We start from the raw sequence: 21239 nt of genomic DNA on the forward strand, positions 1-21239 counted from the left end.
AATTTCGGGTTAAAATATGAAAAGGTGTATATTTACAGTAAGAAAGTTACCCTTTAAAATGTTTATATGAGTAAAGAAAGTTTATTTGATCTAATAAGAAAAGAAGAAGTTATTATTTGGGCTGGTGCAGGAATGTCAATGTATGCAGGTTACCCATCGGGTAATAGACTAAAAGAAATACTTATTAATAGTTTATCCGACGGAGAAAAAAAAGAAATTGATAAAAGTCTATCATTGATTGATCTTACCGATCAAATATTTCAATTAAAAAATGGTAGTAGAAATCATATTATTAAGGTTCTCAAAAAAACTTTTAATGCAAAACCAGTTTCAACGTCAACACATGAAGATTTAGCTAAAATTCCTCATTTTAAAACAATAATTACAACGAACTACGATAAATTATTTGAAAGTAGTTATGAATCACTCAACCATAATGTAATATTCTCTAAAAATCATATTCCATATATAGAAAATAAAAAAGTGAATATTTTCAAAGTACATGGAGATTTGAATGATCCTGACAGTATTGTTTTAACCAAATCTGACTACACTAATTTTTTTACTGAAAGAAATGATGATAACACTTATTGGTCAATTGTACGAGAAAGACTTGCTACGAATAGTGTTCTATTTATTGGCTATAGTCTTGAAGATATTAACACCAATGTAATTTTTGATAGAATAATTAACTCTTTAGGAGTTAATAGAAAAGAATGTTTTTTTGTTTCTCCTAATCTCTCTCAACCTAAAATTAATAGTTTAATAAAAAAGAACATTCATTATATCGATTCAACAGCAGAAGAATTAATTACTGAACTTATTTTACATTTAAAAGAGTACATACACGATGATTTGGAGAACAATAAAATATCTGCTGACACACATAAAAAGTTTCTTTCCAATTTTGGTTTGCTATCTAAATTAGAAGTACACGGTGAGGATTATAGAGTTACAGGTATACGAAGTAAAAATAAAGAGATATACTTAGATGGAGTAATTAATATGATTTTTAAAGATGGTAGTCAAAATATAAAGAGTGATATTCAAAAATTCATAAATAGGGAAAAAGTTGGTATGTTGGAAATAACAAAAAAAGATCATCTTATTGATGCTGAGTTTTGGCTTGGAGGTCTAAAGATGCCTAAAAACAATGAAATTGATAAGATATATCTGAAAAGTATGCCACAATTTAATGAAAAAGTGGATTTTAGATATGATGATGGTTTTGAAATAAATGATGTAAATGTAAAGATATATGGCAGTGAATTTTTATTTGAAATACATATAGAAACTGTTAGCGCAATAATTGTTGTCAAAACAAGCTTTAGTGGTCAAGGTGCTGTAAAAGCTGATTTTAATTATGAACATAAAGAAATTTGTGAAAATGTTAATAGTGAAATTACACTATTCAAGTTTCTTAATAGGATTTGTAATGGAGAAAAGTTTGTTGTGTACACTAAAAAAAATAATATACCATTCAGTTCATTTTCTAAGAGTCCTGAATTTCAAAAAGTAGTGAGCTTAAATCTACAACATTTTTTAAATCTTAAAACTATTGAGAATTTTTTTAATGTGCGTTTTTCCAATTTCAAAATAGAAGAATTGAATGATTCTACACGAAAAACTGTAAACTTCCTCTGTGAAATGATTAATGGTAATCAAGTTATTAGTTTATCCGATACAATCTTATTGACTTTAGACAAAAATTATGATGATAAAACTATTAAGCAATTAAAAACATACCACAATTCGAGTAGTGATATAACTATTCCTATTGAAGAAAACAAAATTATCAAACTTTATGGGGAAAATTTGAAAATTGGTAATGAAAGTATCACTGTCATGAATGCTTCAATTGATAATTTGGAAGAAATTATAAGCAGAACAAATAATGTGGTTAGAATAAGAAGTAAGGACAATAGAGTTTACGTTCACTACAAAAAACAGTTTTAATACTATATTTTTTAAACTATATTGTGAGTAGAGTAAAATTACAACTATACTATAAAATATATAAAATACTATTTTAATAATACTTAGCTATTTTACTTTTCAATAAAATACATGAAAATACTGTAATCATTAATAGATGCAAGACAATAAAAGAATTAATATTGAGTGGGTTTTGCTTAATGCCCTAAGAGGAATACTAAAAATAGCAACTAGAGGGAATAATAATAAAACTACGTACAAAAAGGTACAAGAAGTCGGCTCAAAATTAAGTCCTGATATACTTGGTGAAAATAATAGCATTCTATATCGAAACAATAAGAGTATGACTGCCAAAGCATTTTTGCAAAAAGCTCGATTACAGTCTTACCTAGAAGAAAAGGAGATTAGTGCTGTAAAACTAATTACAGAGGAAATTGACTCTATTGAAATATTGATTAAAAAGAAATTCGATAACAGTCCCAACAAAGAATTGAAAGCAAGACTAACACGCCTTAAAAACGCAAAGAAAGAATTGAGTTCATCTAATGATGATACTAGAAAAACATTTGCTGTAATAGAGGAATCATCACAAGTCAAACGATCAGAATACACACTAATAAACAGGGATTCATTTAAAGTTGATAGAAATGTCAAACCACTATACAGAGGAGACATCACTGTTGATTACTATTTGAGTAATGGAAATATTTTGAGAATAAGGTCATTACATCCTGACAAATTAGAACATATTACGGGAGCAGATATTATCTACGAATGCCACGACCAAGACACAAAAAAAATTAGTTTAGCTTTTCTTCAATATAAGATATGGAGAAATAAAAAATTATATTTAAAAGATGATCGACTTCAAAAACAGATTTCAAAAATAACTAATAATACATGTAATAAGGGAATATGTAAATGTAAAACAAATGATGAAGCTTATAGATTTCCATTTTGTTCGGGATTCTTACGCCCAACTGATGAAATACAAGACCCTAATGCTTATTTCATATCAACAGGATATCATTTGCCAATTTGTCTAATAGAAAAAGCAACTAGAAAAGGAATGTATGATGGCGAATATATTAGTCAAGAATCTATAAAAAAACATTCAGTATCATCCCAGTTATTTGAAGAACTTTTTAACAATAAAAAGATAGGTTCTAAGTCGATGACTCCAGAAGAATTGAATCAATTTTACAGCGAAATTAATGTTGACGAATTAAACGATACAGTTATAATCTATGCACAAGAAATTAACAAATACCAACAATAAAAATCATCTTAATCTTTGTATTTACGGAAATCCGTAAGTTATTAAACCAATTTATTATAATACTGAATCACTCATTACGGTAAAACCATATATATAGTGTTACTTAGCCGTAAAGCTATATATATTTCTGACGTATCTTTGTGTGACATATTTCACTTATTTAGATTATAGTGGAAAACTTGTAGCTTCTGAAAACTTATTCTTTTTGTTTTATTAGTAATTTACTGTAAAGTAATTTAACTAATTAAATCATTCTTATATTATGAAAAAAGTTTTCTTAACTACAATGACAATATTGTCACTAACAGTTTTTATGAGTTGTACTGATGTTGAATTAACTAATGAGGATTATTCAGATACCTTTGTAGTTGATCCATCGGACGATGGAACAATAGATAATGAAGATTACAGAGAGGGAGAATAATAGATTATATGAAATTTTCAAAGGCATCGCTTTATGCTTTATAATAGTGATGTCTTTATTTCATAGTTTCTTTCCTAATACAACCCCAGAATTAGAGAGAAACTATAAATTTTACAAAACTTTATTAGCGGAACGTGATAGCGTTGAAAACTTACTTATTACTCAGCTTGAAAATAAGAAAATTTCCAATTCAGAATTTAGAAATAAATTTTATTCTAATAAAACTTACTACAAAAAAGAAATAAAAAATTGTAATAATGAAAAACGAAAAATAGCACATGCCTTCTCTTTTAATGGTCGAAGAAGCTTACATTATTGGTTATTCGTTTTTGGGTTATCTTTTTCATTTTTTATATTGTCAATTCGTTATACCTACAAACAATTATTATATTTAAAAAAATCCAATAAATTATTAAAAAAAGCTCAAATACTAGAATCTAGTGCTTGGATTTCCATTTCTATATTTTGGGTTATACATAGTATTTTCGTTAGAGGTAGTGACTTACCTACTCCTGTTTATGCTTCCATTTTATTTTCAATTTGTTTATTGATAGGTTACTCAGTTTTCTATCTCATAAAATATTTTGTTGAAAATAAATTAAATAAAATTACAAAATTAAAGAGATCAATTTCTAGGCTTGTGACTTTGATATCAGATATTAGAATAAATCACTATTTCCTTATGGCAGCTAAGGCTCAATCCACTCATGGAAAAGATGAAATTGAAAAAGATGTAGAAATATTAGAAGAAAAGATATTTTCTACAATTGAAAAAGTTGCTGATGAAAGTTAAAAAAAAAGAAGACGTTTTAAAAAAATTTAGGTCAAAAGGCTATGAGCTAGATCCAGCAACAGAAAAAGATTTTTATGTTGATTTTCGTTTTTTTGTAAATCAATTAATTTCGGATGAAATAACTCTTTTAGAAGAATTATATAGAATACAAGAGAAAAAAGAAAGGGGAGAAGAATTAAGTGTTATAGAACAAAAATTTCATTCTTATTTGATGAAAAAAATAAAATAATAATAATTACTTTCTATTAACTACATCACTAATTTTATTTGAAACTTTCATTTTGTCAATAAGTGACTGAAAAGCAGGGATTTTAAGAAACTCTGATTCCTTTAACAATATGTAAGCAATAATTTTTTCTTTATCAAAATTGTCAAGGGCTTCAAGAGTATTTTGTTCTAAAATCTTTTTAATTTGGTTTTCTTTTGATTCAACAAAAATAGGTTTAATTCCATTTTTCAACCAGTTTTTTGAAATACCACAATTTTGCTCAATTAAAATTAAATAACCTTCATTAATACTATTTCTTAATAAAGCTTTTCTCAATGTATTTGCCTTTAAGCCTACGGATTCAGCAACTTCTTTTGTTGATAAGTCACTATTTTTTATCGCTAATTTAAAACGTTCATTCATATTTTTGTGAAAAATGTCACATTTTATTTTGATAAAAGTGAAAAATGTCATTTATTTGTTTAGGTCTTAGACAAATGTAATAAAAACGTTTGTGAAGGCATGTTTACTGATACAATCTTTTTTCATGGTAAATAGTTTATTGGTTGAGTAAAGTATAGAAATTCTTCTATTCCTTAAAACTGTATTGCAAATCATTTTTAAGTATGGGCGTAGCTGAAAACCCTTCAAGAGTAGGCATAATATTATATTTTATGAAAACTTCCTTATACATTTTTTATGATTACGGTTAGTTACTGTAGGGATTAATACCTTTTTACTAACTCAAAAGAAAACTTTACTCATTCCTTCTTTTATTGTAAGTAATTTATTTCTTTATTTGTGGCTAGTCCATATTTATAAAAGGATTAATGACTTAAAACTGTATTGCAAATCAATTTTAAGAACGGGCGTTGCCGAAAACCCTTCAAGAGTAGGCATAATTTAAAAAACCAAAAAAATGAAAATAGTAAGAAATTCATTTCAAATTTTGTCTATCTTGGTATTATTTTTGTTTTCTAATTGTCAAAATGATACTATTGTAGAGGCACAACAAGAGGAAGCTGTACACCAAAAAGCACCATTTAAGTCAACATTTGTATCAAAACAGGATATTGAAAATAATGACAAATTAAGTGATAGAATGAGACGTTTAAGCACATTACAACAAAGTGGTTTTGCAGAAAGTTCTGATAGTGAATTATATGATTTTACTATCGATGCTAGTTATGTAAAACTTGTTGAAAATATGGAAACCAATGCACATTCTTATACTTTTACTGTAGTTCGAGAAAACAGCAATAGCACAATAGAAAATGTTGTTTTTTCATATAATGAACTTACGGAAGATTATGATGCAAGCTTGGTAACGTATCATTTTACAGCTTCGCAAAGACAAGAATTTTTAAAATCAAGGCATGTAAATTCTTCTTATGAGATAACCTACGAGCAACTAGCCTTAAATTTGGCAGACATATATGCGGAGAATTCAGAACCTTGCACTATTACATATGTTGAATATCATATCCCTTATGGTTCAACAAATTCATATCTATATTCAACGAATGGTTATGTAAACAACCAATGCGAACATGAATACGATGAAGATCCATGTAGTACGTATACAGACATCGTAATATTTTGCCCTGCTAGTTCAAGTAGTGATGATAGTAATGCTACTGATGACAATACAACGAACGATTCTTCAAACCCTTCAACTTCTGGCGGTAATGGGAATACAACTAACGGAAATACAAATGATGATACAGACGATGAAACTACAAATATCATAACTTCTCCAATAACAAGAGAGGAAAGTATGCAACAATCAATTTTAGATTGTATCAATGGTGTGGCTTCCTTCAACTCCTATGATAGCACTACCATTGACCCTGAAATTTTTGAACAGTTAAGTTTTTCTATTAACGACTGGATAACTATTAACAACTATTTACAGAATAATAATTGTAGTGAGGTATCTCAAGAGCAAATCATTAATCAAATATTAGAAGAATTTGATGAACAAATCTTTAAAGATGAATCTTTCGAAAATAATAATTGCTTAAATTCTGTTTATACCGAAATGGGTAAGGCATCTACTGTTAATAATTATCTCAAAAATTTTGAAGCAAAATTTTCTGTAGCACATTTAAGATTTTCAGCTAGTACTACTTTATCTAATAATACCAATGCTGAGACTAGCGCTCCTAATAATTATTTAATTACAATCACATTTAATTCAAATAATCTTAACAGACCAAAACTATCAGTTGCTAGAACATTTATTCACGAACTTATACATGCTGAAATTTTTAGGAAGCTTTTAAGTGTGGCTAATCATCCTAATCTTAATTTCTCTAATTACACAGATGAACAATGGAGGGCTTTTATTATTGGCTTACGTAATAATTTTGAAGGTCTCTATGATTATTATGTTAGATGGAGATGGAATATTCCACAAGGGCAAACACCATCAAGTGCTCAACATGAAGTTATGGCTCAACATTATCGTGACACCATAAAGCAAGCCTTAAGAGAGTTTGATAATACACAAACTGAATCAGTTTATGATGCGTTATCATGGTCAGGATTAATGGGGACTGGAGTTTTAAATCCTACAACAGGATTATTAACAAATTCTACGCAGGCATGGATAAATCTATCTCAGGAAGAAAGATTAAACATTATTAATACTATAAATACATTTAATTCATCAAACCAAAATTGTCAATAATTATGTCAGTAACCATGAAAAAGTCAATCCTTTTAGTATTTGTGTTATTTTTTAGTTGTGCTAAAAATAATTCAGAAGATTCGTTGAGAAAAGAATTAAATATTCTTGAAAAAAATCAAGATAAATTAGTAAACGAATTAAAAGAAATTAATGAAAATTATTTAGAGCCATTTAGAATATATCAAGAAAATGTCTTAAAAGAATCAGCAACTTCACCAGATACAATTATATTAAACTATACCAAGTTTATTGAAAAGTATCCCAATTCGTTTTGGAGACATGAATCTGAAAGAAGAATAGAGAATGTAAAGAATAGAAAACATCTTTGGACCAAAGAGAACGGTTGGAATCTCAATAAAAGTGATATACCTAAGCCTAAATTAGGGGTAAAAGCAATAAGTTGCCCAGGATGTTAATGATATGTCATAATATAAAAAAAACTATTAAGATTTGTACAGAATGAGAAATGTAAAACTAATAGTCCTATTATTTTCTTCTATACTCTGTTTTGCACAGAATGAGAAGAAAGAAACTGCTTATCTCTTATTTGATATAAAGAGTAAAAAAAAGCATCTTGTGGAAGATGGTTCAGGAAACTCAAAAATGCTTAATGCCTATAGAAAAGAAAAACAGGAGAATTTGACAATTATGCATATTTATGGTGAAAGCTTTGCTTTTGGTATAAATAAACAAGTAGATACATGCAAGATAGAAACATTAAATGATCTTAAAATTGTAGATATAGCGTATATCAAAGATAAAAAATCAAAAAATGTAATGCGTTACAATCCTTTCAAGAAAATATACTTAATTGAAAAAATATCTAAAGATAAATTTGTCAAATACGACGTGCTTTGGATTGACGATTGGACAATGATTAGAGATTAAAAAAACACGTCAAGAACAATAACTTTTTTCTATACCCTTATTTGCACTTTACCGAATACGAGTGCAAGCATTCAAGACGTGTTTTATGTAGGATTTATGGCTAATCCTGCTGTTTAGGGCAAAGCGGTTCTTTCAATTGGTTAGTTAGTCCGCTTTGCTATCTAAACAAAAATAACTAAAAATTATATTGACCCGTCCTAAAAAACCGTTACAGTTATTTAGGATTAAAAATAGTTAAAACACAGATAAGACAGCTGTCTTATCTGTGTTTTTTCTTTTATAGGTTTTTATGTTGACTTTATTTTGTTTGTGCATCTGTTCTGGAGTTAGCATTTGACATGATAAATGCGGTCTTTTGGTATTATAAACTTTAATACTCTGTTGTACTATTTTCTTCATTAGTTTGATGTCTATTTTAGAGGTGCCCATCAAAAACTCTTGTTTCAAGATTCCGTTGATTCGCTCTGCTACTGCATTTTGATATGGATCATAGGATTCTGTCATACTACATTTAATATGACTCTTAGTTAATATTCTTTGATATTGATTACTACAATATTGTAAACCTCTATCAGAATGATGTATTAGCCTTTCCTTGGGATATTTTCTGTTTTTAACAGCTTGCTTTAATGCTTTTATAGAACTATCTACTGCTAAGGTATTGGATAGATAATACCCAACGATCATCTTAGAATATGCATCTGTAATAAGCGATAAATACATGGGATTAGCTCGATTACCTACATAGGTAATATCTGCTACCCAAACTTGTTCTGGTCTGTTTACATCTAAATTCTCTATTACATTGTTATGTTTTCTAAACCGATGATGAGAGTTAGTAGTGATATGATAGCTCCGCTTGGGTTTAATCAACATATGATTTGCCTTTAAAATAGCAAATAAACGATCTCTGCCGACACCTAAACTACGTAAAGACTCTTGTAGAATATGATATAACTTCCTTGTGCCAATGCGTGGTTGCTCTATTCTAACAGATTGAACCAGCTCTATCACATCACTAGCAATACACTGTCGTTTCTCTTTTGAACGTATCGCTCGGTAATATACTTGCCTGCTTACCCCAAGTAACTCACAAGTAGATGAGATACTTTCTCTGTAATGTATTCTAAACATATCGATTACTTGGGTTTGGAGTTTTTTCTGATAGGAATATTAAACTCTTTTTCTGCTAAATCAATCATCATATCAAACAAAATAGCTTTCTTGTCAGCACGCTCCGCCAGATGTTCTGCACGAGCCTTCTGCTTTTCTAACAGTTTGATTTTTTCTTCTAATTCTAAAATCTTTTGTTCTGGAGTCTTTGTCATAGAAAGTGGAGTTTGATTATGCCAATCAAAGTTACCATATTTTTTTAACCAAGTTCTGATGGTAGATCCAGATTGTATACCATACTTTGATAAGACTTGTGAGCGTGTCAGTTTACCCTGTTCAATCTCTTGAACTACTTGGAGTTTAAAAGATAATGAATAATCTTTTTGAGTACGTTTTACATAATTTGTTTTCATTACGCTTAAAATTTAGTGTAACGCTATTTCAGGACGAGACATATCTATGAAAAAAACTGATCGTTTCGGTTGGTTCGTTGCTGGTTTTTGTTCCGTAGTAATCATCGAAGTAGTATTTTTATTTAAAGTAACAGAATAATTTACCTAAAATCCCTCTATATTATCGTAAAACTAAAATTATTCTGCTAAAAGTCTCAATTGTAATGATTGGGACTTTTTTTATTAAAAACTTCCTAATTATAGAAAAAAATTACTATTACAGATTTCGTGTACTACACAAAATTTTACAAATCATTTTCCAATTTCCCTTTGTAGCTTAGAGCTTTTATCACTATGAATACAAAAGCATAAATAATATTTTTAAAATTAGCAGTTTTTCCCTGTGAGAATTATCATCATTAACATTGTAACCATACAAAACACGTACAAATGATATTTCAATTTCCTTTTATAGCTTAGTGTTCTAAACACTAAGTAGAAAAAAGTACATACACTCTATTGGTCATTACGTAGAAAAGAATTATTGGGTTTTTATTGTTTAAAAACAGATAAAACTCAATGTTTACACACCGAAAAGGTAGTTTAACTAATAGCAAATTAGAAAAAATACCGTAATTATGGTTCAAGTACCAAAAGTGAACAAATAAATTTTCAATCGTGCTTTTTAGCTTAGTGTTTTAAACACTAAGTTGATAAAATATGAATATACAAGTAACACACAACACAGCAAAAAACGGAATTGAAATTGTATTTTCCCATTCCGTTGAAAAAGAATTGATAGCATTCTTGCAAAAATTAGGATTCAAGCACTTTTTTAATAATGAAATGAAATGGTATGCAGATGACCATCCAGCATACGTGCGCTTTGCACATGATCTAAAAAAAGTAATAGAAAATGACGAGGATTGGAAGTCTATGACTATATATCCTACTTATAAGCCAAGCTTTGACATGATCGACGATTTAAAGTTCTGTATCGTTGATATCAATATTAAATATAACGATGAAATAATAGAAGATAAGTTTGTAATTTTTGAAAATTACAAAAGAGTAGCAACAGTAATTACTGAACGATTTACCAAACACTTTTTTGGCGATCATATCGATTCACTAAAGGTTTTCCCTCGAAACTACAAAGAAAGAGCAAGAACATTGTTGCGGGTACAGAAGGTTATTGATATAGATGAAAATGGAAACTTTAAACCTATCACATTTACGGATTCTCTAGCGGAGTTGATTAAAGATGTAAAGAAAAATAATACTTCCGATGATTTCTTTGAAACAAATGATACCAATGAAACTAAACTGATTACAGAGACAGACATTTTTGATGCTCAAATAGATGATGACAAACTACTGATTTTAGAAGTGATTGACAAATTAGTATCTGTTGAACAGACAACAAAAGTTACCGATATACGGTTAATTCAAACATTAATTACTGAAATTGAAGACGCTTTACTGAATGACTCAACTACGCTTCGCTATGATAAACTTACACACATCATCCGATTGTATAAAGATTGGTTTGAAGATTTTCCGAATTGCTTTAAAGCTAGTGTAGCCATTGCGATGCGTCCCCTACTCAATTTTTTAGACGAAAGTTTAAAAAATACATCTTTTGCTACCAATCTTGTCTTTGACAAACACCAAGTAAATAACGTACTTGTTCCTTTGTATGTACATGAATGTTTTCAAAAAGGAGCTATTCCATTACAACATATTCCCAAACTAAAAATTGAATTTTCTAAGTTGTTTGATGTCACTATTGAGACATTAGGTTCATTATCTGAATTTGAATTTTTTGAAGTTACACAACTTAAAAATTATACTGATTTGGGTATCAATCTCAATAATCGTGAACTAAATAGACATTGGCAAATTAACGGTTTTGATCTTCTCGATAAAATCGGATATCCTACTGATTTACAATATCCTTACGTGAATTTAAACAAAGGATACATTTCACTGCAAACACTCAATCAAATTCTAGATAATAAACAAAAATATCCCTGGCTGTATTTAATTCAGAATTTTAGACCTGTAGCCGATCTAACCGAAGGAATCAACATCATTGATCGGAAAATAAATAAGTTATCAAAAAAATTAGATTATTTGAAAACAGGGCAAAGCTTATTGGATATTTCGTATACCGAACATGTAAAAAAGCGTGAGTACATTCAATCTCAAGTAAACGGTTTATTTGTATCAAGAAAATGTATTGAAACCTGCATTGAAAATATGCTTAATAAGCAACTTGAACAAATGGATTTCATCAATACTGATGTAGTGGATTACGAGCCGAAAATCCCAAAATTTTACTTTGATAGCTTTGTTGCGGGAATGAGTTTACTATATTATAAACATAAAAAACCAACGCTTTTACAAGTAGAAAGTTTTAGTAAAGAAAAGAAGATTCCCTGCGATGAACTATTACAAGAAGCCATTGAATTAAGTGCCATTGATTTTGTTAGAGATAGATACTTCCATGATGAAAACTATGTTTGGATAGATGGAATGCGTTATTTTTGGCAGAACTTGCAATTCGATAGAAGTTTTGTGGATGATAAACAACGATTTGAACATAGCCATATACTGCCCTTACCTATCGCTATGATGATTGCAAGATATTTGCAAATGAATGAAGATACTTCAATTTTTGATCCCACCGCAGGAACAGGAAACTTGTTAGTTGGAGCAAATAAGCGTGTTACCCACGCCAACGAAATTTCTAAATTGAAAAGACAATCACTCAAATCTTTAGATTTTAGTAAAATTACCAAGTACGATCCTACTTCGCCTTATCCAAAAGAAATGCATAAATCCTTTGATGTAGTAGTTTGCAATCCGCCGTTTATGAAATCTACCAAAACCAAAAATGAAAAATTAGATATTATTGAACAACATTTTGACAATGCTTATTTCATGGCTGATGATTTTCAAGTTCGTGAATTGATTATGGCGCTTGCACTATTAAATATGAAAGATAATGGAAAAGCGGTGATTGTTCTAAATTCACATATCGAATTTGATGAACAAGGAAGAATCAAACACAAAAGAACATTTTTAAACTGGCTTTATAAGCATTATCATGTACGTGATATCATCAATCTAGATTCCAGAATCCTCACAAAAGATAAAAACAAGAAGCAGAAAAAAATGTTGGCACTTATTAATGGACGAAAAACAAAACTATCCTATAATACGCCCACAAAAGAAACTCAACCACACCTAGCCGATGTGATTGGTTCATTGTATGAGCTTTGGGAGCGATTTAAAAGAATTCGAATCCCAAGTATTGATGTGATGATTACACAGCTTCAAATTGCTGTAAAACAATAATAATAAAGTTAGACTAACTTTTCAAAACTAAGATAGTTTAGAAAGGGAGTCTAAAGCTTTTTCTATATCATCTTTTTTACAAATTAAAACTACATATGAATCACTATCTTCTTCTTTAAAGCAAGAATCAAAGCCTTTTTCGTTTAATTGATTCCTGTATTCAGAAAAGAAATTTTCTGTTGATATTGTAGCATTATTTGAGTAATCATTTTGATACGCTAACTCGATATCGAAATCAAAGTTCGTTTCTATGATAGAACTAATACATTTGTAGAAATCTTCAATGCCAAATTTCCAATCAAAGCAATTAAAAAGATAGATACCTTTTCTGTCAAGTACATTTACCAAAAAATTAAATGTGTTTTCATATTTCCAATGTCCATCATAGTTTTTTAAATTTTCTAGTATTGGAGCAATTATATTATAATTTTTTTGGCTCAAACAGACTTTTGCCAAACTTAAATAAGCTTCTCTCTTGACTTTTGATTCTTGTGAAAGTTTGGGTGTGATTTTACCCATATAATTTTTAAAAGAGTCCACATAAATAAGAGTTAGATTTTCATCTAAAGCTACTACAGAACTACTACATTTTTCTCACATCTTTACAACTTGTTCAAGATATTTTTTTAGTAGTAACTTCTTCTTTGAATTACCCCAAAAGCTAATTCTTCTTACTTTTTTTAGCTGTTTAAAAAGATCATATTCATCCCAAAACTTTCTACTTGTTCCTACAAAAGCCCCCTTATCATACATCTTACCAGAAGTTAGTCCAATAAATTTTTGCGTAGCGTTAATTACATCGGGAACTAATAATTCTATTTTAGCGTCGCTACCATTAATTTCTCTCGTGGAAGCTATGAAATATTCAAAGGTAATTTTCAATTCTTTTTAGGTTTTTTCTTTTTTTTCTCATTGATTATTTTCTCAAGGACTTTATTTTTCTTCTTAGCCTTTTTTCTAATTTCATCCGTTACATCTATCTTTATCCATTTTTCACTCTTTTCATCATAAAAACAATAATCAGGCATTTTATAGGAATCATTCCTTTTTTGCCTTCCGATAAAATCAAGAACTTTATTAAGGTCATTACTATCAAGATTACCGCTTAACTCAAAGTTGAAACTTGTATTTTTATCTAATTGAGACTTTAACCCAAGCTTTATTTCTTTCTCCGTAAATTTCCCTCCTTGATATTTATTATATTTCTTTCCTCTAATTCTATTCCAACTATATCTTAATATAAATTTAATAGCATCCCAAGAAGCACTCATTCCTGCATTACGCAGAATATCTAACATTAATGCTTGATGAATCGCAAAGTAAGTGACAAGAGAATAATCATCTAATATTGCATAAGGAACTCCACTTTTGTTGCGAAAAACTAATCCAAGAGAAACTATCAAATGTTGATCTTGAATTAGTTTTATTTCTAAGTCTGTAAGTTCTCCAAGATATTCAAGATAAATTTTGTTTTCTTTTGTATTTAGGTCCTCTTTTTCTTCCATTATATCTTTTTGTTTTTTACTTAAAATCATTCTTCTTCATCTTGTCTATTTGAAATAAAGTCTTCAATTACTCCTGTTTCTATTCGTTCTTCAGAATTATCTTCAATGGAAAAATATTCATACTCTTTTTCAAGATTCGGTTCAATATTTATGATTAGTGTTCCTTTTAGGTTGAGTGATTTGGATAATAATTTCCAATATATCGTTGCTTTGGATTGCTCATATTTTGGCTTGAAGAAAATTTCATCAGACTCATAAGAATCATCGCTTACAAGTATTTTATTTTTTGGAATTATTTTGACAGTTTTATTTTCTGTATCAATAAAAGTTTCATTAGTTCCGAATACAGGAATAACAGCCAATAGCGAGCCTTTAACTATTTTTGTATCACTTATTTCTGTTATATCATCTTCAAACTTTACAATAAGTTTGTAATTTTCAATCGGTTGACTTCCTGCATTATGGATTTTGATTTTAAAGCTATCAAAACTATGATTATATTCCACGCTATTGAAACCTCTTGGTGAAAAACGATCAATCAGCTTACGTTGTTTTTCCAACATTTTATAGGTTGCGCTATTTTTAAAATTTCTATGAATACTTGCCTTATTGGTATAAAAGTTAACTCTTTGTTTGAATTTAGGATTGGACGTAAAAACCGTATCATAATTTGAAAAAGTGATTCTAGCCGAATTAGAAACAATAAAGCTATTACTATTGACATAGTAATCATAGGTGTTTCTATTTTCACAGATCAATTCTACTATGTCTTCCCATGAGAATAGATGCACTTCAAAAAGATTATTTTCAATATGTTCAATATTTTTTAGACGAACTATTTCTGAAATTTTAGCATTTCTGACTGCTGTTGTTGTTAAATACAGCTTTTTAAGCGGTGGGACAAAACATTTAGCTTCTTCTATTTCCTTATTAATTTCCTTTTCAGTAAACTGTTTATGAGTGTAAAGATCTTTTCCTTTGCATTGAATTCCATAATATTGTTGTTCATGACTTGGAATATCATATACATCTACCCCTTTTTGTTTCTGTCCATTTCGACCATTTTTTACGGTTTCAGGACAATTCCAAATTTCTCCCCAAAGCTTTTTGCATAGACTCTCAAAGTCTTGCCAATTAGTTGGTCTATCTAGTGTCTTTGATATTTTCATTTGGTAGGATAATTTATTTAATTTAAAAAAACAGTTTTACATAACCATTAATCTAATAAACTTCTCAAAACCTCTTTTAGACCACCTTCTTTGGTAAAGTTTATTATGAGACCGAAAATAAGCAGTATCAAAGCAAAAATGAAAGAGCCTAAAACACTTTGCCATAATCCTACACGGAACTGTTTTTTACCATTTACAACTGAATTAATATTACTGAACTGCTCCAGTTTACTTTTAAAAACTATATCTCCATAAGTAGCCAAGATTTTATCCGTTTTTGCATATAAATTTTCAATGGCTGTTTTAGTAAGACAGCAAGCATGAAATATAATTTAAAGACTATTAAAGAAGATTTAGAACAGGTTGAAGAACGTTATGCCATAGGTAAAATAGATGGAGCTATTTATGAGAAGTATTCCAAAAAGTATAATGCAAAAATAGAGGAAATCACTGCGGAAATCAACAAAACTAATTTTGAAAAGTCGAACCTTGATTCCTATATTGGTAAATCGTTGAAATTAGCTTGTAACTTACACAATATATGGGAGTTAGAAAATCATTCAGAAAAGCAAAAACTACAAAACCTATTGTTTCCTAGTGGAATCCTGTATAGCCGTGAAAAAGACAGGTGTCGAACCACAGAAACCAACGGTGTTTTAAAGTTAATAAACTCTCTATCAGTTGTTTTAAGTCAAAATAAAGGAAAACAAAAAAGTAAAAATATTGACTTGTCGCGTTCCCTAATAGGAATTGAAAACGAAAAAGTTTATCAATAATAGTAGCTGCACAAAACCCAATCCGAACATAGAAAACTGACTAAAAAACCGTTGTTGTTTAAAGTTTGTAACTAATTCCGTTTCTTTTTCTTCAAAATTTGAAACAGTCGTTTAGGATTGTAATATATGTGATAATACGCCTGAGAATGATAAGAGTTGAGAACTCTTTACTTCCAATCCGTTGATAATATGTGTTTTATTTAGCGGATTTTCTATGAGTTGAACATCAGTGATTGCTTCATTTTCTTTGGTAAGTAATGTATTTGAGGTGTAATAGTTAGATTCTTCAATAAAATTATTTACAAAAGAAGTCATCGTATTTCCAAGTGAAAAACCAACAATTGTAATTTGCTGCATTTTATAACTCGCTATCAGCTTATCAACAAGCGATTTTCGACAGATTGCAATATTGTGAAAGCTTCCTTGCGAATTAATTTCATAGTAGAAATCATTAATTTTTAAGTTGGGAAATGCTTCAAATAGTAATCGATTGTTTTCTTTTTCAGTACTCCAAACATACTTACTCAACACATCATCGTTATTTAAAACTAAAAATACATGCTGTTTTTTAGGAAGTTTTTGCACAATTTCTTCCACTATCATAGTCAAAAAAGAATCTTTAATGATAATTTCATCAGTTTGTTTATTATTGTATTCTATTCCACAAAAAGTATTTCCAAATAACAGGTATGTTTGTAGTTTTTTAAGCATTAATAGATGACTGTGGCTTTGATAAGAACTGTTAGTGTAAATTAAAGAAACATAAAACCCAGAAAATGACCGATATGGTGCAAAAATGGGGTTTTCTTTTTTCTCTATTTATGAAAATATAAAGAATTAGTGAGTTCCAGCACAAATTTTCCTTTTTATCTTCTGTTGAAAATTTTGATGTGTATTATGCTCGTTTTTTACAGAGTGATCTAGGTAAGATTTAGTGTTTTTCCTTGGTCTGATTTGATTCACTATTTTGGACTTGAAGAATCTTTAAAAGGCGCTAAAATGTCCTTTAGCCCAAGAGGTCGGATTGCACTGATACTGAAACAAGTTCAGCACGGGTTGTTTTTAAAACATTATGCCTGCTGTAGTGATAAGCTACTTATTGAACAACTCAACAGTAATATTGATTATCAGTTCTATTGTGATTTACATCTAGGCTTTGACCGCATCACTATGGGGAGGCTTACTACAGGATATCAGATGGGAATTGCATGCGTTATGCTGGCAATCGTAAGTTTCTTTTTGGGAGAAACTTGGACTTCACCATTAACATGGAGTACTAATATACAATGGTCTATGTTTTTATTAATCATTTTAGGAAGTTTGGTTGCATTTACTGCTTTCAACTACTTACTCAAAGAAGTTTCAACAGAAAAAGTAGCGACTGCTTCTTACGTAAATCCTGTGGTAGCGTTGTTTTTAGGTTGGTATGGTAGTGTCACATAAACTGTGTAAGTAAGAATTAGAAGTAATGTATTTGTCTTAGCTAGCTAAGACAAAATGTTTAACTTTAAAATTTACATAGTATTATGAAAAAAGAAGATGTATTATCAGACGAGTTCTTCAAACAATTCAAAGATGGAAAAGAACTACAAAACTTTCTGTCCTCACTGCACAAACGAGGTATAGAAAAAATCCTTGAGGGAGAACTAGATGCACATCTAGGATATTCCAAGCATGAAAAGAAAAAAAGATCCAATTCCCGAAATGGATATTCTAAAAAAACAATCAAGACCGATTTTGGAACTACAGAAATAACAGTTCCTAGAGATCGTAATGCAAGTTTTGACCCTATATTAATTCCAAAACGATCTAGTATGACAAAAGGTATTGAGAATGTAATTATCTCCTTGTACGCCAAAGGGATGAGTAATAGGGATATAGAAGACCAAGTACGTGATATATACGATATTGAGGTTTCTAGAACGACTATATCAAGAATAACAGATCGTATTAGTGAAGACGCAATAGCTTGGCAACATCGTCCATTAGAGTCCGTGTATTTAATTGTTTGGATGGATGGTATTTTATTTAAAGTAAGAGAAGATTCCAAAGTAATTAATAAAACCATATACATTGCTGCTGGACTTCGACGAGATGGAGTCAGAGAAGTATTAGGCTTGTGGCTTGGAAAAAATGAATCTGCTTCCTTTTGGCTTAGTGTACTCACAGATATAAAGGCAAGAGGAGTTGAAGATATTTTAATTAGTGTAACAGATAATTTAAAAGGATTTACAGAAACAGTAACAACCGTATTTCCAAATTCAAGAACGCAGATATGTGTAGTACATCAAATTCGTAATGCTTGTAAATTTGTGATCTGGAGAGATAGAAAATCATTTACAGAGAGTATGCGAAACATATATATGTCGCCTAATATACAAGCTGCTGAAGCTGCACTAGATGATTTTGCAAATAAATGGTCTGGTAAATATCATTATGCTGTTAGAAGTTGGCAAAGCAACTGGGAAGCCTTGACTGTGTTTTTTGATTTTCCTGTGGAGATAAGAAGAATCATCTATACTACGAATCTAATGGAAAGTTTAAATCGAAGGATACGAAAGTATACAAAGAATAAATCATCATTCCCAACAGATAGTGCAACGATGAAAATGATATATCTAGCTATAGGAGAAGCTACCAAGAGTTGGGAAAAACCAATAAAACAATGGGGAATAATTATCAATCAATTCTTAATTCTTTTTAAAGATCGAATGCAGATGTAGCAAGAAGTAGAAAGTTAAGATTAAGTTTGGACGAGGCTATTCTAATATAAAAGACTTCGTCTTAAATTCTTAATTTTCCTAAGTGTCATTTTATCGACATAATGTGCATTTTATCGATATTCACTTTTGAATTAACACTTTTCATTGTAAAAATTTTTTGAAGTAATGTTACTTTGTTAGTAAAAGATTAAAATTATGAAAACTATACTACCATTACTCTTTTTTCTTATTAGTCTGTATTCTTTTGCTCAAACTGGACCAGGAGGAGTGGGAACTAATGATGGAACTTCGAGCCTTGTTAGTTGGTATCGTCCTGATAATGGAATTTCAGTAACAGGATCTTTAATTGATAGTTGGACAAATTCTGCGGGGATTTCTGCTTTAGACATAAGTGAAACAGGAATACAAAGACCTACTTTAATCACAAACGCAGTTAATGGGTATGACGAGGTTAGTTTTAATGGAAGTAATAGATTAAGGACTGGGTTAACGTTAACAACATCTAACTTTGTAACGAATCAAGCATCTTCATTTATAGTTACCAAAGCTGATAATACAACTCAAACATCATCTGTTTATACTACAGATCCTTTAGTCGGTAGTACTCGTTTTTCTAATCATATTCCGTGGGCAGGAACTGTTTATTATGATATAGGAACATGCTGTGGTAGTTCAGCAAGAATACAAGTTGGAAGTTTAACAGGATTAACCTCATATTCCATTTGGTCTTATGATGCACATCCAAGCTCAGGAAAACAATTGTATAGAAATGAAAGTCTTTTACAAAGTAGAGCTAATACTTCTACCTATAATTCTCATGCTTCTCAACGCTTTAATTTAGGAGCAAATACTTCAGGTTCAAATGGATTTGTCGGTGATGTTACGGAATTAATTATTTTTAGAACTAAAGTAAATACTGCTCAACGATTAATTATTGATAATTATTTAGCTGCCAAATATGGAGAAACATTATCTGTAAATGATTTATACACCCAAGACGATTCTGGAAATGGAAACTTCGATCACGATGTAGCAGGAATTGGTCAGACAACAGATGGAACAAACCATACAGATTCACGAGGAACAGGAATTGTACGAATAAATACACCTTCCGCGCTCTCTAATGGTGATTTTCTATTTTGGGGAGAAGAAACTAAAGATCCTACCTATGTTTTTTCAAATGACCCTATAAATTACACAGAGCAATTAAGCTCAAAATGGCGTGTGAGTAAAGTAAATGATTTAGGAACGGTTACTGTTGCCTTTGATATTACGGGAATGGATTTATCAGGAAAACAAAGTTGTCAACCATTACAATTGGTTGTTGATAATGATAGTGATTTTAGTTCTCCTGTTGTATATGATTTAACAATAGTTGGAGCAACAGCAACAGCAACAGGAGTTTCGTTTACAGATGGAGATTATTTTACACTTCGTTATTTAGATCAGATCGTTTGGAATGGAACTTCTTTTTTCAATGGCTCAGGAACAGCCAATGCGCCTGATAACACAGATGAATGTTTGAAATTTACAGTAAAATCAGGAGCTACAGGTACACTAACATTCGATGCACATGTAAGAGAAGTAGAAGTAGAAAGTGGAGGAACTATTACCGTTTCTGATGGTATATTATTAGAAGTAGAAAACCAAATAGAAGTTAATGGAACTATTGATCTTTTAGGAGAAGCTCAATTAATTCAAAACCATACAAGTACAACTTCTAATTCAGGAACAGGAGAATTAAGAATACGTCAGCAAGGAACTGTAAATCTTTATAATTATAATTATTGGAGTGCTCCTGTAAACAGAAGTGGAAACTGGCAAATAGGGTATTTAGAAGATGCTAATGGAGTTGTAAACTTTACTTCAGCTTTTGATGCAAACCCAACTACTTCACCAATTACATTAAGTAATCACTGGCTATATGATTTTAATGCTGTTTCACGAGAATACGCAGTTGGAATTCCTTATCAACAACA

The 21239-nt window shown here is 30.0% G+C and carries 22 protein-coding genes; 13 read left to right on the top strand and 9 right to left on the bottom strand.

Features of this window, described 5'->3' with window-relative positions; all coding sequences use genetic code 11:
• Window positions 1-66: 66 nt before the first annotated feature.
• The 5 genes from KAOT1_RS01910 (at window position 67) to KAOT1_RS01925 (ending at window position 4660) form a co-directional block, all read left to right on the top strand.
• Complete coding sequence (locus tag KAOT1_RS01910) at window positions 67-1956, top strand: SIR2 family protein (protein WP_007092984.1); 1890 nt, start codon at window positions 67-69, stop codon at window positions 1954-1956.
• Between the two features lie 136 nt (window positions 1957-2092).
• Window positions 2093-3214 (top strand): hypothetical protein, encoded by a 1122-nt coding sequence (locus KAOT1_RS01915; protein WP_007092985.1) that lies wholly within the window; start codon window positions 2093-2095, stop codon window positions 3212-3214.
• Between the two features lie 286 nt (window positions 3215-3500).
• Window positions 3501-3638, top strand: coding sequence for a hypothetical protein (locus tag KAOT1_RS22640; RefSeq protein ID WP_007092986.1), 138 nt, complete (start codon window positions 3501-3503; stop codon window positions 3636-3638).
• Entirely contained in the window at window positions 3613-4431 is an 819-nt protein-coding gene (locus tag KAOT1_RS01920) for a hypothetical protein (protein WP_007092987.1), read from the top strand. The genes KAOT1_RS22640 and KAOT1_RS01920 overlap by 26 nt, the downstream gene beginning before the upstream one ends.
• Window positions 4421-4660 carry a hypothetical protein gene (locus KAOT1_RS01925; protein ID WP_007092988.1) on the top strand — a complete coding sequence of 80 codons (240 nt, stop codon included), beginning with the start codon at window positions 4421-4423 and terminating at the stop codon, window positions 4658-4660. Before KAOT1_RS01920 ends, KAOT1_RS01925 begins: the two co-directional genes overlap by 11 nt.
• A gap of 6 nt (window positions 4661-4666) precedes the next feature.
• Here the strand turns inward: KAOT1_RS01925 and KAOT1_RS01930 are convergent, their stop codons facing one another.
• On the bottom strand, window positions 4667-5062 hold the full coding sequence (locus tag KAOT1_RS01930; protein WP_157559984.1) for a hypothetical protein: 396 nt from the start codon (window positions 5060-5062) through the stop codon (window positions 4667-4669).
• A 496-nt stretch (window positions 5063-5558) separates the two neighbouring features.
• Between KAOT1_RS01930 and KAOT1_RS01935 the strand changes: the two genes are divergently transcribed.
• The 3 genes from KAOT1_RS01935 to KAOT1_RS01945 are packed head-to-tail and all read left to right on the top strand — an operon-like array spanning window position 5559 to window position 8219.
• On the top strand, window positions 5559-7331 hold the full coding sequence (locus KAOT1_RS01935) for a hypothetical protein (RefSeq protein WP_007092990.1): 1773 nt from the start codon (window positions 5559-5561) through the stop codon (window positions 7329-7331).
• A 14-nt stretch (window positions 7332-7345) separates the two neighbouring features.
• The gene (locus tag KAOT1_RS01940) at window positions 7346-7747 is read left to right on the top strand and encodes a hypothetical protein (protein ID WP_157559986.1); all 402 of its coding nucleotides are present in this window, start codon (window positions 7346-7348) and stop codon (window positions 7745-7747) included.
• Window positions 7748-7790: 43 nt separating this feature from the next.
• Window positions 7791-8219, top strand: coding sequence for a hypothetical protein (locus KAOT1_RS01945; protein ID WP_007092992.1), 429 nt, complete (start codon window positions 7791-7793; stop codon window positions 8217-8219).
• A gap of 234 nt (window positions 8220-8453) precedes the next feature.
• Here the strand turns inward: KAOT1_RS01945 and KAOT1_RS01950 are convergent, their stop codons facing one another.
• Window positions 8454-9353 (bottom strand): IS3 family transposase, encoded by a 900-nt coding sequence (locus KAOT1_RS01950; protein ID WP_007092993.1) that lies wholly within the window; start codon window positions 9351-9353, stop codon window positions 8454-8456.
• 5 nt (window positions 9354-9358) lie between these two features.
• The gene (locus KAOT1_RS23390) at window positions 9359-9745 is read right to left on the bottom strand and encodes a helix-turn-helix domain-containing protein (protein WP_007092873.1); all 387 of its coding nucleotides are present in this window, start codon (window positions 9743-9745) and stop codon (window positions 9359-9361) included.
• Window positions 9746-10444: 699 nt separating this feature from the next.
• On the opposite strand from KAOT1_RS23390, the gene KAOT1_RS01960 reads away from it, so the two are divergent.
• Window positions 10445-13087 carry an Eco57I restriction-modification methylase domain-containing protein gene (locus KAOT1_RS01960; RefSeq protein WP_007092994.1) on the top strand — a complete coding sequence of 881 codons (2643 nt, stop codon included), beginning with the start codon at window positions 10445-10447 and terminating at the stop codon, window positions 13085-13087.
• Between the two features lie 27 nt (window positions 13088-13114).
• Here KAOT1_RS01960 and KAOT1_RS01965 read toward each other — a convergent pair whose 3' ends face one another.
• The 5 genes from KAOT1_RS01965 to KAOT1_RS01985 form a co-directional block, all read right to left on the bottom strand.
• Entirely contained in the window at window positions 13115-13606 is a 492-nt protein-coding gene (locus tag KAOT1_RS01965; RefSeq protein WP_007092995.1) for a DUF6630 family protein, read from the bottom strand.
• A gap of 75 nt (window positions 13607-13681) precedes the next feature.
• Window positions 13682-13969 (bottom strand): hypothetical protein, encoded by a 288-nt coding sequence (locus KAOT1_RS01970; protein ID WP_007092996.1) that lies wholly within the window; start codon window positions 13967-13969, stop codon window positions 13682-13684.
• Window positions 13966-14592, bottom strand: coding sequence for a hypothetical protein (locus tag KAOT1_RS01975; protein WP_157559988.1), 627 nt, complete (start codon window positions 14590-14592; stop codon window positions 13966-13968). Before KAOT1_RS01975 ends, KAOT1_RS01970 begins: the two co-directional genes overlap by 4 nt.
• A gap of 26 nt (window positions 14593-14618) precedes the next feature.
• The gene (locus KAOT1_RS01980) at window positions 14619-15761 is read right to left on the bottom strand and encodes a hypothetical protein (RefSeq protein ID WP_007092998.1); all 1143 of its coding nucleotides are present in this window, start codon (window positions 15759-15761) and stop codon (window positions 14619-14621) included.
• Between the two features lie 47 nt (window positions 15762-15808).
• On the bottom strand, window positions 15809-16024 hold the full coding sequence (locus KAOT1_RS01985; RefSeq protein WP_007092999.1) for a hypothetical protein: 216 nt from the start codon (window positions 16022-16024) through the stop codon (window positions 15809-15811).
• 57 nt (window positions 16025-16081) lie between these two features.
• On the opposite strand from KAOT1_RS01985, the gene KAOT1_RS01990 reads away from it, so the two are divergent.
• Window positions 16082-16537, top strand: coding sequence for a hypothetical protein (locus tag KAOT1_RS01990; protein ID WP_007093000.1), 456 nt, complete (start codon window positions 16082-16084; stop codon window positions 16535-16537).
• Between the two features lie 111 nt (window positions 16538-16648).
• Here KAOT1_RS01990 and KAOT1_RS01995 read toward each other — a convergent pair whose 3' ends face one another.
• The gene (locus KAOT1_RS01995) at window positions 16649-17248 is read right to left on the bottom strand and encodes a hypothetical protein (protein ID WP_007093001.1); all 600 of its coding nucleotides are present in this window, start codon (window positions 17246-17248) and stop codon (window positions 16649-16651) included.
• Window positions 17249-17536: 288 nt separating this feature from the next.
• Here KAOT1_RS01995 and KAOT1_RS23710 point away from each other — a divergent pair, with 288 nt between their 5' ends.
• From KAOT1_RS23710 to KAOT1_RS23165, 3 genes are all read left to right on the top strand, one after another.
• Window positions 17537-17980: an EamA family transporter gene (locus tag KAOT1_RS23710; RefSeq protein ID WP_316927965.1), complete on the top strand. Its 444-nt coding sequence runs from the start codon at window positions 17537-17539 to the stop codon at window positions 17978-17980.
• 83 nt (window positions 17981-18063) lie between these two features.
• Window positions 18064-19260 carry an IS256 family transposase gene (locus KAOT1_RS02005; protein ID WP_007093003.1) on the top strand — a complete coding sequence of 399 codons (1197 nt, stop codon included), beginning with the start codon at window positions 18064-18066 and terminating at the stop codon, window positions 19258-19260.
• A 195-nt stretch (window positions 19261-19455) separates the two neighbouring features.
• On the top strand, window positions 19456-21239 hold a 1784-nt coding region (locus KAOT1_RS23165), incomplete at its 3' end, for a hypothetical protein (protein WP_007093004.1).

Origin of the sequence: Kordia algicida OT-1, from assembly GCF_000154725.1 — a bacterium.
In the GTDB taxonomy this organism is placed as follows: domain Bacteria; phylum Bacteroidota; class Bacteroidia; order Flavobacteriales; family Flavobacteriaceae; genus Kordia; species Kordia algicida.

What these genes read in the sequence shown, in the direction of transcription:
- KAOT1_RS22640 (WP_007092986.1), top strand. Translation starts at nt 3,501, where the DNA reads ATGACAATATTGTCACTAACAGTTTTTATGAGTTGTACTGATGTTGAA.
- KAOT1_RS01940 (WP_157559986.1), top strand. Translation starts at nt 7,346, where the DNA reads ATGAAAAAGTCAATCCTTTTAGTATTTGTGTTATTTTTTAGTTGTGCT.
- KAOT1_RS01915 (WP_007092985.1), top strand. Translation starts at nt 2,093, where the DNA reads ATGCAAGACAATAAAAGAATTAATATTGAGTGGGTTTTGCTTAATGCC.
- KAOT1_RS01925 (WP_007092988.1), top strand. Translation starts at nt 4,421, where the DNA reads ATGAAAGTTAAAAAAAAAGAAGACGTTTTAAAAAAATTTAGGTCAAAA.
- KAOT1_RS23710 (WP_316927965.1), top strand. Translation starts at nt 17,537, where the DNA reads ATGTCCTTTAGCCCAAGAGGTCGGATTGCACTGATACTGAAACAAGTT.
- KAOT1_RS01980 (WP_007092998.1), bottom strand. Translation starts at nt 15,761, where the DNA reads ATGAAAATATCAAAGACACTAGATAGACCAACTAATTGGCAAGACTTT.
- KAOT1_RS01990 (WP_007093000.1), top strand. Translation starts at nt 16,082, where the DNA reads ATGAAATATAATTTAAAGACTATTAAAGAAGATTTAGAACAGGTTGAA.
- KAOT1_RS01965 (WP_007092995.1), bottom strand. Translation starts at nt 13,606, where the DNA reads ATGGGTAAAATCACACCCAAACTTTCACAAGAATCAAAAGTCAAGAGA.
- KAOT1_RS23390 (WP_007092873.1), bottom strand. Translation starts at nt 9,745, where the DNA reads ATGAAAACAAATTATGTAAAACGTACTCAAAAAGATTATTCATTATCT.
- KAOT1_RS01910 (WP_007092984.1), top strand. Translation starts at nt 67, where the DNA reads ATGAGTAAAGAAAGTTTATTTGATCTAATAAGAAAAGAAGAAGTTATT.
- KAOT1_RS01920 (WP_007092987.1), top strand. Translation starts at nt 3,613, where the DNA reads ATGAAGATTACAGAGAGGGAGAATAATAGATTATATGAAATTTTCAAA.
- KAOT1_RS01945 (WP_007092992.1), top strand. Translation starts at nt 7,791, where the DNA reads ATGAGAAATGTAAAACTAATAGTCCTATTATTTTCTTCTATACTCTGT.
- KAOT1_RS01935 (WP_007092990.1), top strand. Translation starts at nt 5,559, where the DNA reads ATGAAAATAGTAAGAAATTCATTTCAAATTTTGTCTATCTTGGTATTA.
- KAOT1_RS01950 (WP_007092993.1), bottom strand. Translation starts at nt 9,353, where the DNA reads ATGTTTAGAATACATTACAGAGAAAGTATCTCATCTACTTGTGAGTTA.
- KAOT1_RS01960 (WP_007092994.1), top strand. Translation starts at nt 10,445, where the DNA reads ATGAATATACAAGTAACACACAACACAGCAAAAAACGGAATTGAAATT.
- KAOT1_RS02005 (WP_007093003.1), top strand. Translation starts at nt 18,064, where the DNA reads ATGAAAAAAGAAGATGTATTATCAGACGAGTTCTTCAAACAATTCAAA.
- KAOT1_RS01975 (WP_157559988.1), bottom strand. Translation starts at nt 14,592, where the DNA reads ATGGAAGAAAAAGAGGACCTAAATACAAAAGAAAACAAAATTTATCTT.
- KAOT1_RS01930 (WP_157559984.1), bottom strand. Translation starts at nt 5,062, where the DNA reads ATGAATGAACGTTTTAAATTAGCGATAAAAAATAGTGACTTATCAACA.
- KAOT1_RS01995 (WP_007093001.1), bottom strand. Translation starts at nt 17,248, where the DNA reads ATGCTTAAAAAACTACAAACATACCTGTTATTTGGAAATACTTTTTGT.